Below are 12,914 nucleotides of genomic sequence, written 5' to 3'. Positions count from 1 at the left end.
TCAGTTTCCTCCCTGGTCTCCTCCCGAAACACGCGCCGCTGCCTCTTGACGCTGCAAGACTCGATCGCGTGCCGAGACACCGAGAAGATCGGCTATCCGCCAGATCACGTGATCTTCGATCTCGTTCCTGTCTCCATCGGCATAGACGATATCCCAGAGAATGCCGAGCAGTTCGATGCGATCTTCTTCGTTGACGAGATGCCGCTTAAGATCGGAGGTGAATCGATAATAGTCAACCGCTTCACGGCTTTCGTCGCGGCCGATCTCGATCAAGGCCTTCAGTCGCTCCTCGCCCAGATTGTAGCGTTGACGAATGAGGTCGCGGAATTTCTTCTGCTCTTGCTTCGATACATTGCCGTCCGCCTCCATCACCTGGAAACAGAGCGCGACGAAAGCCACGCGCGGATCGTCGGGCGCGAATTCGTCGGTATGGTGCGATGCGGTGAGCGTATGGAGGAAGGCCTGGATGCGATCCAACATCTATGCTTGGCCCTCTCCTTTAGAAAAGCCGGAGCCTCGTCGCAGGTTGGGCGGCGTCGGGATCCTTGACGCCGGGATCATCCGGTGGTCGCCCGAAAAATGGAACCACCTCTTCCTCTGTTTCCGACGTTTTTTCCTCTTGAGGCGTCATATTGCTGCGTGCTGGTGACCTTGCTGCAACAGGTGCCGCCTCCTTTTCGGCCTTCGAGACGGAAACCTCTATGGTCGCAGGCGCTTTCCGTGGTTCCTCCCGCCGCGGTGCCGGAGCGATTTCCGAAACCGGCGGAAGGGGGGCGATCGCATCGTCCACCGAAAGCGTGCCTTCCTCTACCGGTCCTTCGATCTGGCCGAAGGGGACCTTCCATTCAAAGGCATCGAGCCTGCCGGTTACCGGCGAGATCGGCAGCCACTTCTCCGAAACCATGCCGTCAGCCACCCAGGCCGGGTCACGTGCAGCCCGGAGCGCTTGAGCCATCCAGTGCCGCACGCGGCCSTGATCGCCGGTTTCGGCTTCCTCGATATCCGCAAGCAGCAGGTAGGCGGATTCGCGCGGATCCATGCGGATAGCGGCTTCCGCCTTGGTGCGCGCCTTCCTGAACTGTTGCGCATCGAGTGCGGCCTGAGCGACTGCTAAAAGCGATTCCGCATTGTTCGGGCGCATCGCCTCGAGCTTTTCGGCCCGTTTCAAGCGATCCACGGCGCTATCGCCGCTTCGTGCGCGGACATAGGTGCCGGCGATCTCCGGATGGGGGGTGAGTTTCCACGCGCTTTCCAGAAGGGAGGCGGCGCGCCGGACATTGTCTTCGCGCAAATGGGCCTTTGCCGCAATTACCGCCGCAGGCACCAGATCCTTGGCAAGCTTCAGGGCGGCGAGAGCGTCGTCGCGAGCCCCCTTAGGATCGCCTTCCAGCCGGTCCTCGGCCTTGGCCGTCAAAAGAACCGCCTTCCAGCGATCGGCTTGAGCCTTGTCGACGACATTAGCGACGCGCTGCTGGTCGAGAAGGCGGATGGCGTCGTCCCAATGGCCGGACTGACAGCGGTACTCGAGCGTAGCTTGGGCCGCCCAGGGCAGATAAGGAGCATTCTCAGCCGCCTTTTCCGCGTATTGGCGAGCTGCATCGTTGGCGCCCAGCCGGCGGGCCTCCATGTAGAGGCCTCTCAGTCCCAGCTCTCGAGTTTCGGGGTCCTCGACCATTTGTTCGAATTTTTGCCGCGCCTCGTCGTGCTTGCCCTCGATGAGGGCTGCCTGGGCTTCCAGAAGGTGGATCAGCGGCTCCTGGTCGGCGCTCAGCATTCCCTTGGTGCGGGCGCTCATCTTGCGCGCGAGGATTGCGTTTCCGGCTCCGGCGGCAATGAGGCCGGTGGAGAGGGCCTGATAACCGCGATCGCGCTTGCGGGCGCGGAAATAGCGGCGCACCGAATGGGGCGAATTCCAGACACCCTGCAGGAGCCACCAGATGATCATCGCGACGGCGACCAGCGCAACGACGAAAGTCGCGGCGATCATCACGCTCGTCTCGATCAAATGATTCTGCCAGGTGATGGAAATCATGCCCGGCCGGTCGGCGAGCCACGAAAAACCCCAGCCAAGCGCGAGGACGAGAAGGAGGAAAGCAATCAGTCTGACCATCGTCTACGCCCTCAGCCCTGCCTGCTCGTGCCGCTCACGATGCGGGTCAGCATATCACTCACCAGCTTTTCCACCTGGATGCGGCCATCGAGGCTCTGCTTGAACTGCTGTGATGCGGCCTTGGCAGATTCGGGCAGTTTCTCCCATTCCGCAGCTGCAGCCTCCAGGTTATCGCTGCGGAGATTGTTCTCGATGCGGGCGACGATCGCCTCCGGCGTGTCACCCTCGACATCACCCACACGGCGCACCTTTACCGCAGACAACGCGCTTGCCATCAGGCGGCTCGCTAGGCCCTGGTTAGGGTCGGGCTGGTTGACGGAATCGAGGATCGCATTGGCTACTGTCGGAAAGCCCCGTAGCAGTTCCGCGCGGGACGGAACGCCGATGGCTGAGAATTTCCGCAACTCGGCTATTGCGGGATCATCCGGAGCAAGGTCGGCAAAGGTTTCCAACTCGGTAGAGAAGGATCCGCCGCGGTCGATGGCAGACTTCAAGGCAGATACGGAAATGGCGCGCGCCACCTGCTCTTCCGCTCCGGGCCGGTTCAGCTTGGCCTCGGTCTCGACCAGCCGTCGCTCGAGCTCCGCGTCGTTTCCAGCGGTGGATTCCACGGCGGAGCGCAGGAGGTCGACGTCACTCTTCAGCGCGGCAAGCGCTTCGGTGTCGGCTGGGGCAGGTGTAGTGCCGGAAGCGGTTTCGAGAGCTTCGACACGTGCCTGAAGCCCGGCAGTATCCGCCACCGGTCGCTCCCTCAGCGTCGCGATYTCCTCCTGCAGGCTCGCAATCTGCGAGGAGAGTGCGCTGGTATCGGTGACCGGTGCCGGGGGAGGCGCAGGCGTCGCGCCGGGAAGATATCCTGCATATTTCATGCTGCCGGCAAGCGCGAGCGCCACAATGCCGCCGAATATGCCGGAGGCGATCAGGGTGGAGGTCGCGGGGCTCTGGCGTGGTCGCGCCTCTAAGGCGGGTCCCGGCTGGGGTGGGGCAGTGAAACCGGCCCTCGTGTCCGCCTCCTCTGCCTCGTCTTCCTTGATGGTCTCTTCGGTGGAGGATGGTTCGGACGAGGCTTCCACGCCGTCCTCCTTCAGGTCCTCGCTCTTGGTGGCGGCACCTATGGATTCGATATCCTGAAGGCTTTCGTTTTCCGCTGGTGTGACCGGCTCGTCGGTGTCGTTGCTGCGTATCGGCTCCGCGACCGCGCTCGTTTCCTCGGCCGAAAGGTCTATCGTGACCGGCTCATTGGCCTTTCTGGAACGGCGGGTCGGCTTTTCCGAAACCATGGGGACCTCATTCTGCATTTGCTCTTTGCAAACTAGTCGGCGGGCCCGGCGAAGGGAAGGGCCGCACGGGATTTTGCTCCTCACCTCGACTAAAGAAGGGCGAGAAGGCTCGGCTCCTCCGGTCTTCTTGCAATACGAAGATCGTTGCGGAAAGCTTGCGGAACGGCTTCGGCCACGTTTTCGCTCATACAGCAGAAGACCATGCCTGCAAATTCGCGGGCATTTTGCCGCACGACGTCCAGGCCGAAGAAGAGGTTTGCATTTTCCCTCGAGTAGAGGAGCACGGCATCGGCGGGAGGCTCGAGAAGCAGGCGGTCATCCTTCGGTTCTACTGTTATCATTTCATAACATTCCGTCGTCACGAAAGGTATGCTGTGATGGCGAAGCCCTTCCTCAAATGCAGGCGAACGCGGTTTTCCGGCGAGGTAGAGCAGCGGCGATGTCGCCCGGCGCGCGCTATCGGTGTCCGCGATATGCGCGGCCAGTTCCGCGCCGGTTCCCGGCCCGATTTGGATGGAACGGAAACCCGCCTCACGGGCCGCATCGGCAGTGGCTTCTCCGACTGCGAAGAGAATTTCGTCGCGACGGGGAGCCAGTTCAGGACCAAGTTCCCGCATGCAGCGAATGGCCTCGGCACTGGTGATGGCGATGGCGAAATGCGGCCGCTCCAGCGCTTCCATCGCGACTGCCGGATGGTGCCGCGCTTCGGTCAGCGGAAAGAGCACCGGCTCGTGGCCCATGGAGGCAAGCCGTTCGGCCGTGCGTCCAGCCGAGGCAAGGGGGCGGGTGACGACGACCCGCATGCCTTAGGTCCAGCTGTCGAAGAAGCTGGTGCCGGCAGCCGCACGCACGGCTTCACCGGCCCGCCGGCCGAGCTTTTCGGCCTCGGCGCGCGAGCCTTCGACGGTTATCGCATGCTCTTGACGGCCATCCGGAGTCAGAATGAGGCCGGAAAATTTCATTTGATGGTCTTCGCAGACCGCATAACCCGCGATCGGCGTGCGACAGGAGCCATCGAGCGTCGCCAGGAAGGCGCGCTCGCAGGAGACAGCATCATAGGTAGGCTTGTCGTTGATCGCTTCGAGAAACGCATTGATACGGGTGTCGTCTATCCGGCTTTCCACGCAGATGGCGCCCTGCGCCGGCGCCGGAGGGAAATCCTCGGGGTCGAGCAGTTCCGTAACGACCTCTTCTTTCTTCAGCCGCTTGAGGCCCGCGAAAGCGAGAAGCGTGCCATCCACCTGTCCTTCATGCAGCTTGCGGAGGCGGGTATCAACCAGACCCCGGAAGGTGATGACGGTGATATCAGGCCGGATGCGCCGGATCAGGGCCTGGCGGCGAAGAGAAGAGGAGCCGACGGTGGCGCCGTCGGGCAGGGCGGTCAGCGTGGGTGCGGTACGGCCGATGAAGGCGTCGCGAAAATCCTCGCGCGGAAGATAAGCCGAGAGCTGCAAACCGTCCGGCAGTTTCGTCGGCATATCCTTCGACGAATGCACGGCAAAATCGAGATCGCCGGAAAGGAGTTGCTCTTCAAGCTCTTGCGTGAAGAGACCTTTGCCGCCGATTTCGGCCAGCGACCGGTCGGTGATGCGATCACCAGCCGTCGACAGCACCACAATCTCGAACATTTCCTCCGGCATACCATGCGCCGCCATCAGCCGCGCACGGGTTTCGGAAGCCTGGGCGAGCGCCAGAGGGCTGCCGCGCGTGCCGATCCGGAAAGGTTTTGTTTGCATCCGTTTCATTCCATTGTTACCGGAGCTTTCGTAGACCGGTTTGGCCGGTATCGCAATCAACGAGGGCCTATGGCGACCTTTCTTCGCATCCTCGGCATCGAAACAAGCTGCGACGAGACCGCTGCGGCGGTCGTTGCGCGCCATCCCGATGGTCGCGGCGAGATCCTTTCCGATGTAGTGCTCTCGCAGCTCGAGGAACACAGCGCCTATGGCGGCGTGGTACCGGAAATTGCCGCCCGCGCGCATGTCGAGGCCTTGGACGGGTTGGTAGAAGAGGCGCTGAAGAGAGCCCAGGTATCGCTCGACGAGATCGATGCGGTGGCCGCGACCTCCGGGCCCGGCCTGATCGGCGGCCTGATCGTCGGATTGATGACGGCCAAGGCACTCGCCCGCGCCGCCGGCAAGCCATTGCTGGCGATAAATCATCTCGAGGGCCATGCGTTGACGGCCCGCCTCACGGACGGGCTCTCCTTTCCCTATCTCATGCTGCTCGTTTCCGGCGGCCATACCCAGCTCGTGCTGGTGCGCGGCATCGGAGACTACGAGCGCTGGGGCACCACGATCGACGACGCCCTGGGTGAGGCTTTCGACAAGACGGCCAAGCTGCTCGGGCTTCCTTATCCGGGTGGGCCGGCGGTGGAGACGGCTGCGCAGGTGGGTAATCCCGACCGGTTCTCCCTGCCTCGGCCGCTGGTCGGCGAAGCCAGGCTCGACTTCTCCTTTTCCGGGCTGAAGACGGCCGTCCGGCAAGCGGCGACCGAAATCGCTCCTCTGTCCGAACAGGACGTGGCCGATATCTGCGCGTCGTTTCAGAAAGCGATTTCTCGCACGCTGAAAGATCGCATCGGTCGTGGCCTTGCCCGCTTCAAGACGGAGTTCTCCAACCTCGATGTCGAGCCGGCGCTGGTGGTTGCCGGCGGCGTTGCGGCCAACCAGGAAATCCGGCGAACGCTGCAGGCGCTCTGCCTGGAGCATGGGTTTCGCTTTATTGCCCCGCCGATGAGGCTCTGCACCGATAATGCGGCGATGATCGCCTGGGCCGGCCTGGAAAGGCTGGCGCAGGATTTTCCCGCTGATGCGCTTGATGTTCAGCCGCGATCGCGCTGGCCGCTCGACAGTCACGCGAAAACTCTATTGGGGTCGGGCAAGAGGGGTGCAAAAGCGTGAGCGCGGCGGAAAAGATCGTTGTAGTCGGCGCGGGTGCCTTCGGGACGGCGCTTGCTGCCGTGATCGCCCTCGAGGGCCGATTTTCCGTCACGCTCGTAGGGCGGGACCCCGCGCTGATGAGCGATCTGCGAGAGGATCGCGTGCATGATGCGGCTCTGCCGGGTGTGCCTTTGCCCGATTCGCTGGAATTTTCCGCCGAGCCGGATGCGATCGAGGATGCGAGCATCGTGCTCTTCGCCATGCCCTCCCAAGCGCATGCGGACGCCGGCAAGCATTATGGCCCCTATCTCGGCAAGGACGCCGTGGTCGTCACCTGCGCCAAGGGGATCGATCGCGCCTCCGGTAGGCTTCTGACCGAAGTGCTGGAAAGCGAACTGCCGAACCACCCCGTTACGGTGCTCTCCGGTCCCGGCTTTGCAGCGGATATCGCCCGTGGCCTGCCGACGGCCATGTCGATCGCTGCCGAGGATTATGCACTCGCGGAACGGCTGGCGCTTGCGCTCTCGAGCCGGACTTTCCGGCTTTATGCGGCAACGGATCGAATCGGCGTCCAGCTCGGCGGCGCGCTCAAGAATGTCCTGGCGATTGCCTGCGGCATAGTCGAAGGGGCAGGCCTTGGCGATTCCGCCCGCGCGGCGCTGATTTCCCGCGGGCTTGCCGAAATGTCGAGGCTGGTGACGGCGATGGGCGGCAAGGCCGATACCGTGCGTGGGCTTTCCGGGCTTGGCGATCTCGTGCTGACAGGAACCAGCCACCAATCCCGCAACCTGCGTTTCGGTATTGCGCTCGGCAAGGGCGAGCCTGCGATCACCGCCGGTGGTCCATTGGTGGAGGGCGCCTTCGCGGCGCCGGTAGCGGCGCGGCTCGGGCAAACGTTCTCGGTCGAACTTCCGGTTACCGATGCGGTGGCGGCCATCATCGACGGCAGGCTTGATATCCGCACCGCGACGGAACAGTTGATGACCCGGCCGATCACCACCGAATAGAAGAATTTCCAGGAGAAAGTGATGCTGTTTGCCTTCCTATGCACTGACAAGCCCGGCCATCTGAATGTGCGGATGGAAACCCGCCCCGCACATCTGGAGCACCTGAACAAGCTCAATGACAAAGGCACGTTGAAAATGGCCGGCCCATTTCTCGACGACGAGGGCAAGCCGAATGGCAGCCTGGTGATCGTCGAGGCGGAAGACATGGCTGCCGCCCGCGCGCTTGCCGAAGCCGATCCCTATTATCTCGCCGGGCTCTTCGAGAAGGTCGAGGTGAAGCCCTATAACTGGGTCTTCAACAAGCCGGCGGAGTGAGCTTCCATGGCATATTGGCTTTATAAATCCGAACCTTCCACCTGGTCCTGGGAGCAGCAGAAGGCCAAGGGCGCGCAGGGTGAGGAATGGACCGGAGTGCGCAATTACCAGGCGCGCAACAACATGCGTGCCATGAAGCTCGGWGATAAAGGCTTCTTCTATCATTCCAACGAAGGGTTGGAGATCGTTGGCATCGTAGAGGTCTGTGCTCTGAGCCATCCCGATTCAACGGCCAAGGACGATCCCAGATGGGATTGTGTCGATATCCGCGCCGTCTGCGATCTGCCCAAGCCGGTCACGCTGAAGGACAWCAAGGCGAACCCGAAGTTTGAGAAGATGTCGCTCGTCACTTCCATGCGGCTTTCCGTGCAGCCGGTGACGGAGGAAGAATATTTAGAGATCTGCAGGCTCGGCGGTCTCGACAACCCGCCACGCTCGCCGGACTGACCGGCCGGTGAAGACCGATCCCCGCAGCTTCATCCTCGCCAATACGGACCTCATGGCGCCGCCGCATGTGCCGGAAATCCGGCTGCATCTGGCAACCGAGGCACATGAGCTGTGGTTGAAAACGGAGGAGGAGATCGAGCAGATCGGCCTGCCGCCACCCTTTTGGGCCTTCGCCTGGGCTGGCGGGCAGGGGCTCGCCCGCTATATTCTCGATCATCCGGAGGCCGTTGCCGGCAGCCATGTGCTGGATTTTGCCACGGGATCGGGATTGGTGGCGATCGCGGCGAAAATGGCGGGCGCTGCCCATGTCCTCGCCGCTGATATCGATCCGTGGGCGGAAAGCGCCGTGAAACTCAACATCGCCGAGAATGGCGTGGAAATCGACTTTACCTATCACGACCTCGTTGGAAATGAAATCGATGCCGATGTGATCCTCGCGGGCGACGTCTTCTATGATCGCGATTTCGCGGCCGGCCTCGTGCCCTGGTTTAGCCGGCTGGCGGCGGAGGGAAAGCTGGTGTTGATCGGTGATCCTGGCCGCAGCTATTGCCCCAGGGATCGATTGGAGGCATGCGCCGTCTATGAAGTGCCGGTCACCCGCGCATTGGAAGACAGCGAAAACAAGAAAACCACCGTCTGGCGATTTATATGATCGTCAGCGGTCCCCGCGGATCACGCATACGCCCATCTCATAGGAGCAGGCGTTCTTCGGATTGAAGAGACCGCCGGGCGGCTCGCTCTCGACATCGATCACCTTCGCCATGGGAGCCAGTTCCGGGCCGGAAATCCGGTATTCGCGGATCGAACCCGCAACGCGGTCGAGATTGAATGCCCAGGACGAGCTGCTGAAAGTTCCGACGCCGCGCATGCGCGAAACCGGATTGGTATAGCCGATCGAAGGCCGCCACTTCGCATGATAGCCGCCGTGGCGATGGCTGCTGTTGTAATCGCCGGCAAGAGCCGAGGATGCGGGCAGGGCAAGAAGTATCGCCGCAAGCAGCGTGCATGTGATCTGATTCGGCGTCATGCCGGCCTCCGGGCGCAAAGCTAACGAAAGGTTAACACGAAGTGCCGTCGAAAAGGTCCGGAAATCCATCTCGATGCGTTAACCTTTGGCGGATATGGTTAATGCCGACGTCGAAGATTGAGGCTTGCCTCCCGCAGAAAAAACACAATCGATTAAATTTGAAATCCGTTTGAATAGTGCTTGTCGTTGAGGATTTCGGGGATTAAACCACGCCGATGATGCAATGCACATTTCTTCGGCACGGTGCATTGCCGGGCGCTCTGCCCCTCGATACCGCATACGACGCCGCGAGGTTCTGATGGCGAATGTGACAAACAACCGGCCCCTGTCGCCGCATCTTCAAATCTATAAGTTCATTCCCACCATGGCGATGTCGATCGTTCACCGTATTACTGGCGGTGCACTCTACTTCGGCACGATCCTGGTCGCCGTCTGGCTGATCGCAGCCGCTTCCGGCGAGGAATATTTCAATCAGGTCAATTGGCTGTTCGGCACGATCGTCGGCCAGATTGTCCTGTTCGGCTACACCTGGGCGATCATCCATCACCTGCTCGGCGGACTGCGCCACATCATGTGGGATCTCGGCTACGGCTTCGAGAAAGAGTTCTCGACCAAGCTCGCCAAGGCCAATCTCGTGGCCTCCATCGCACTGACCATCCTGGTCTGGGCGATCGTGCTTCTGGTCCGCTGAGGAGAATCGTTCATGGATATGCGTACTCCTCTCGGAAAGGTTCGCGGGCTGGGTTCTGCCAAGAGCGGCACCGATCATTTCTGGAAAGTCCGGACGACCTCGGTCGCCCTCGTTCCTCTCATCCTCTTCTATATCGTTTTCTTGATCATGCACGTCGGCAAGCCCTATGCGGACGTGGTCGGCGCGCTCGCTAATCCCTTCGTTGCGACGATCAATGCGCTGACCATCATCGCCAGCATCGTGCACATGCGCCTCGGCATGGAAGAGATCATTCAGGATTACGTTCACTCGGAAGGCATGAAGCTTGCGGCCCTCGTCCTCAACGCCTTCTTTTCCCTTCTTGTCGGCGGGCTCTGTCTTTTCGCCGTCCTGAAAATCRCATTCGCAGGATAATCCGGTCATGRCATCGATTTCTCCCATCGCCCAGAACGGCAAGGCCTATACCTATGTCGATCATTCCTATGACGTGATCGTCGTCGGTGCCGGCGGCGCCGGCCTCCGCGCCACGCTCGGCATGGCTGAGCAGGGTTTCAAGACCGCCTGCATCACCAAGGTCTTCCCGACCCGCTCCCACACGGTCGCGGCGCAGGGCGGTATCGCCGCCTCGCTGCAGAACATGACGCCGGACAGCTGGCAATGGCACCTTTACGACACCGTCAAGGGGTCAGACTGGCTCGGCGACGTGGATGCCATGCAGTACATGGTCATGGAAGCGCCGAAGGCCGTCTATGAACTCGAGCACTACGGTGTGCCGTTTTCCCGAAATGAGGAAGGCAAGATCTACCAGCGTCCGTTCGGCGGCCATATGCAGAACTTCGGCGCCGGCCCGCCGGTGCAGCGCACCTGCGCGGCCGCCGACCGTACCGGCCACGCCATCCTACACACGCTCTATGGCCAGTCGCTGCGCAACAATGCGGAATTCTTCATCGAATATTTCGCGCTCGATCTGATTATGTCCGATGACGGCCGCTGCACCGGCGTTGTCGCATGGTGCCTGGACGACGGCACGATCCATCGCTTTGCCGCCAAGATGGTGGTGCTGGCGACCGGCGGCTACGGCCGCGCCTATTTCTCGGCGACCTCTGCCCATACCTGCACCGGCGACGGCGGCGGCATGATCGCACGCGCCGGCCTGCCGCTCCAGGACATGGAGTTCGTGCAGTTCCACCCGACCGGCATCTATGGTTCGGGCTGTCTCATCACGGAAGGCGCACGTGGCGAAGGCGGCTATCTCGTCAACTCCGAAGGCGAGCGCTTCATGGAGCGCTATGCCCCGTCCGCGAAGGACCTTGCCTCGCGCGACGTCGTTTCCCGCTGCATGACCCTGGAAATTCGCGAAGGCCGAGGCGTCGGCAAGAACAAGGACCATATCTTCCTGCATCTCGACCATCTCGATCCGGCCGTTCTGCATGAGCGCCTGCCGGGTATTTCCGAGAGCGCCAAGATCTTCGCGGGCGTCGACGTGACCCGCGAGCCGATCCCGGTCCTGCCGACCGTCCACTACAACATGGGCGGCATCCCCACCAATTATTGGGGCGAGGTGCTGAATGCCGACAGCGCCAATCCGGAACGCATCGCGCCCGGCCTGATGGCCGTGGGCGAGGCGGGCTGCGCTTCGGTTCACGGAGCGAACCGCCTTGGCTCCAATTCGCTGATCGATCTCGTGGTCTTCGGCCGCGCCGCCGCGATCCGCGCCGGGCAGGTGATCGACCGTGCCGCGCCGATCCCGGCGCTCGACATTTCGGCCTGCGACAAGATCATGGACCGTTTCGACGGTTTGAGAAATGCCAAGGGCGGCACCCCGACAGCGGTGCTGCGCGACAAGATGCAGCGCGCCATGCAGGAAGACGCGGCCGTGTTCCGCACCCAGGAATCGCTGGAATCCGGCTGCCGTCGTCTTTCCGAAATCTGGAGCGAGATGAAGGACGTCAAGGTTACCGACCGCTCGATGATCTGGAACTCGGATCTTGTCGAGACGCTCGAACTCGAAAACCTGATGGCGAACGCCATCACCACGGTCTACGGCGCGGAAGCCCGCAAGGAAAGCCGTGGCAGCCACGCTCGCGAGGACTTTACGGAAGGTCCATTCGGCGGACGCGACGACGTCAACTGGCGCAAGCATACGCTCGCATGGGTGAGCGAGGCGGGCGACGTGAAGCTCGACTATCGCCCGGTCCATACCGAGCTCATCGCAGACGGCATCGATCCGCACAAGATCGAGCCGAAGGCTCGCGTGTACTGATCTGAGGGAACTGCAACATGGTTGAACTCGCTCTCCCCAAGAACTCTCAGATGACCGAAGGCAAGGTCTGGCCGAAGCCGGAAGGTGCCAAAAATGTCCGGGAGTACCGCGTCTATCGCTGGAATCCGGATGACGGCCAGAACCCGCGCATCGACACCTATTATATCGATGTCGATGATTGCGGTCCGATGATCCTCGACGGTCTGCTCTACATCAAGAACAAGATCGACCCGACGCTGACGCTGCGCCGCTCCTGTCGTGAAGGCATTTGCGGCTCCTGCGCCATGAACATCGACGGTACCAATACGCTGGCCTGCACGAAGGGCATGGACGACGTGAAGGGCGCGGTGAAGGTCTATCCGCTGCCGCATATGCCGGTCGTCAAAGACCTCGTGCCGGACCTGACGAACTTCTACGCCCAGCACCGCTCGATCGAGCCGTGGCTGAAGACGGTGTCGCCGCCGCCGGCAAAGGAATGGAAGCAGAGCCATGAGGATCGCCTGAAACTCGATGGCCTCTACGAATGCATTCTCTGCGCCTGCTGCTCGACCTCCTGTCCGAGCTACTGGTGGAATGGCGACCGATATCTCGGTCCGGCCGTTCTGCTGCAGGCCTATCGCTGGCTGATCGACAGCCGCGACGAAGCCAAGGGCGAGCGTCTCGACAATCTCGAGGACCCCTTCCGCCTTTATCGCTGCCACACGATCATGAACTGCGCACAGGCTTGCCCCAAGGGCCTGAACCCGGCCAAGGCGATCGCTGAAATCAAGAAGATGATGGTCGAGCGCCGCGTATAACGGTCGCGCGCATCGTTCATAAACATGATGCTCGTCGCTGCCCTCACGGTGGCGGCGAGTTTTTTGAGCGCTGTACGAAACCGGAGCAGATGCCGGAATGACGCAATGGTGGCGAA

Annotated in this window: 15 protein-coding genes; 9 read left to right on the top strand and 6 right to left on the bottom strand. The window is 61.7% G+C overall.

Going from position 1 to position 12,914, the window contains the following annotated elements:
• From LCM4573_RS09735 to hemC, 5 genes are all read right to left on the bottom strand, one after another.
• Complete coding sequence (locus tag LCM4573_RS09735) at positions 1–480, bottom strand: TerB family tellurite resistance protein (RefSeq protein WP_071006081.1); 480 nt, start codon at positions 478–480, stop codon at positions 1–3.
• 19 nt (positions 481–499) lie between these two features.
• The gene (locus LCM4573_RS09730; protein WP_071006080.1) at positions 500–2,110 is read right to left on the bottom strand and encodes a heme biosynthesis protein HemY; all 1,611 of its coding nucleotides are present in this window, start codon (positions 2,108–2,110) and stop codon (positions 500–502) included.
• Positions 2,111–2,121: 11 nt separating this feature from the next.
• Positions 2,122–3,390, bottom strand: coding sequence for a COG4223 family protein (locus LCM4573_RS09725; protein WP_071006079.1), 1,269 nt, complete (start codon positions 3,388–3,390; stop codon positions 2,122–2,124).
• A gap of 89 nt (positions 3,391–3,479) precedes the next feature.
• Positions 3,480–4,193 carry a uroporphyrinogen-III synthase gene (locus tag LCM4573_RS09720; RefSeq protein WP_071006078.1) on the bottom strand — a complete coding sequence of 238 codons (714 nt, stop codon included), beginning with the start codon at positions 4,191–4,193 and terminating at the stop codon, positions 3,480–3,482.
• 3 nt (positions 4,194–4,196) lie between these two features.
• The gene (hemC, locus tag LCM4573_RS09715; protein ID WP_071006077.1) at positions 4,197–5,126 is read right to left on the bottom strand and encodes a hydroxymethylbilane synthase; all 930 of its coding nucleotides are present in this window, start codon (positions 5,124–5,126) and stop codon (positions 4,197–4,199) included.
• Positions 5,127–5,195: 69 nt separating this feature from the next.
• Between hemC and tsaD the strand changes: the two genes are divergently transcribed.
• Genes tsaD through LCM4573_RS09690 form a run of 5 tightly spaced genes read left to right on the top strand, consistent with a single transcriptional unit; the run spans position 5,196 to position 8,693 of the window.
• The gene (tsaD, locus tag LCM4573_RS09710; RefSeq protein ID WP_071006076.1) at positions 5,196–6,293 is read left to right on the top strand and encodes a tRNA (adenosine(37)-N6)-threonylcarbamoyltransferase complex transferase subunit TsaD; all 1,098 of its coding nucleotides are present in this window, start codon (positions 5,196–5,198) and stop codon (positions 6,291–6,293) included.
• Positions 6,290–7,279 (top strand): NAD(P)H-dependent glycerol-3-phosphate dehydrogenase, encoded by a 990-nt coding sequence (locus tag LCM4573_RS09705; protein WP_071006075.1) that lies wholly within the window; start codon positions 6,290–6,292, stop codon positions 7,277–7,279. Before tsaD ends, LCM4573_RS09705 begins: the two co-directional genes overlap by 4 nt.
• A gap of 21 nt (positions 7,280–7,300) precedes the next feature.
• Positions 7,301–7,594, top strand: coding sequence for a YciI-like protein (locus LCM4573_RS09700; protein WP_071006074.1), 294 nt, complete (start codon positions 7,301–7,303; stop codon positions 7,592–7,594).
• 6 nt (positions 7,595–7,600) lie between these two features.
• Complete coding sequence (locus LCM4573_RS09695; RefSeq protein WP_071006073.1) at positions 7,601–8,041, top strand: EVE domain-containing protein; 441 nt, start codon at positions 7,601–7,603, stop codon at positions 8,039–8,041.
• Between the two features lie 7 nt (positions 8,042–8,048).
• Entirely contained in the window at positions 8,049–8,693 is a 645-nt protein-coding gene (locus LCM4573_RS09690; RefSeq protein WP_071006072.1) for a methyltransferase, read from the top strand.
• A gap of 3 nt (positions 8,694–8,696) precedes the next feature.
• On the opposite strand, the gene LCM4573_RS09685 is transcribed toward LCM4573_RS09690, so the two are convergent.
• Positions 8,697–9,068, bottom strand: coding sequence for a hypothetical protein (locus LCM4573_RS09685; protein WP_071006071.1), 372 nt, complete (start codon positions 9,066–9,068; stop codon positions 8,697–8,699).
• 298 nt (positions 9,069–9,366) lie between these two features.
• Between LCM4573_RS09685 and sdhC the strand changes: the two genes are divergently transcribed.
• From sdhC to LCM4573_RS09665, 4 genes are read left to right on the top strand one after another with little or no spacing between them, the layout of a single operon-like run.
• Positions 9,367–9,759 (top strand): succinate dehydrogenase, cytochrome b556 subunit, encoded by a 393-nt coding sequence (gene sdhC, locus LCM4573_RS09680; protein ID WP_071006070.1) that lies wholly within the window; start codon positions 9,367–9,369, stop codon positions 9,757–9,759.
• A 12-nt stretch (positions 9,760–9,771) separates the two neighbouring features.
• Positions 9,772–10,152 (top strand): succinate dehydrogenase, hydrophobic membrane anchor protein, encoded by a 381-nt coding sequence (sdhD, locus tag LCM4573_RS09675; protein WP_071006069.1) that lies wholly within the window; start codon positions 9,772–9,774, stop codon positions 10,150–10,152.
• Between the two features lie 7 nt (positions 10,153–10,159).
• The gene (sdhA, locus tag LCM4573_RS09670) at positions 10,160–12,001 is read left to right on the top strand and encodes a succinate dehydrogenase flavoprotein subunit (RefSeq protein ID WP_071006068.1); all 1,842 of its coding nucleotides are present in this window, start codon (positions 10,160–10,162) and stop codon (positions 11,999–12,001) included.
• Positions 12,002–12,018: 17 nt separating this feature from the next.
• Positions 12,019–12,798, top strand: a complete 780-nt coding sequence (locus tag LCM4573_RS09665) for a succinate dehydrogenase iron-sulfur subunit (RefSeq protein WP_046796288.1) — start codon at positions 12,019–12,021, stop codon at positions 12,796–12,798.
• The last annotated feature ends 116 nt before the right edge of the window (positions 12,799–12,914 follow it).

Origin of the sequence: Rhizobium sp. LCM 4573 (assembly GCF_001854865.1) — a bacterium.
In the GTDB taxonomy this organism is placed as follows: Bacteria; Pseudomonadota; Alphaproteobacteria; order Rhizobiales; family Rhizobiaceae; genus Neorhizobium.
This window is presented reverse-complemented; position numbering and strand designations above follow the sequence as displayed.

Excerpts from the sequence above, each read along its gene's own strand:
- LCM4573_RS09720 (WP_071006078.1), bottom strand. The coding sequence starts at position 4,193 with ATGCGGGTCGTCGTCACCCGCCCCCTTGCCTCGGCTGGACGCACGGCC.
- LCM4573_RS09735 (WP_071006081.1), bottom strand. The coding sequence starts at position 480 with ATGTTGGATCGCATCCAGGCCTTCCTCCATACGCTCACCGCATCGCAC.
- LCM4573_RS09685 (WP_071006071.1), bottom strand. The coding sequence starts at position 9,068 with ATGACGCCGAATCAGATCACATGCACGCTGCTTGCGGCGATACTTCTT.
- LCM4573_RS09700 (WP_071006074.1), top strand. The coding sequence starts at position 7,301 with ATGCTGTTTGCCTTCCTATGCACTGACAAGCCCGGCCATCTGAATGTG.
- LCM4573_RS09665 (WP_046796288.1), top strand. The coding sequence starts at position 12,019 with ATGGTTGAACTCGCTCTCCCCAAGAACTCTCAGATGACCGAAGGCAAG.
- tsaD (WP_071006076.1), top strand. The coding sequence starts at position 5,196 with ATGGCGACCTTTCTTCGCATCCTCGGCATCGAAACAAGCTGCGACGAG.
- hemC (WP_071006077.1), bottom strand. The coding sequence starts at position 5,126 with ATGCAAACAAAACCTTTCCGGATCGGCACGCGCGGCAGCCCTCTGGCG.
- sdhC (WP_071006070.1), top strand. The coding sequence starts at position 9,367 with ATGGCGAATGTGACAAACAACCGGCCCCTGTCGCCGCATCTTCAAATC.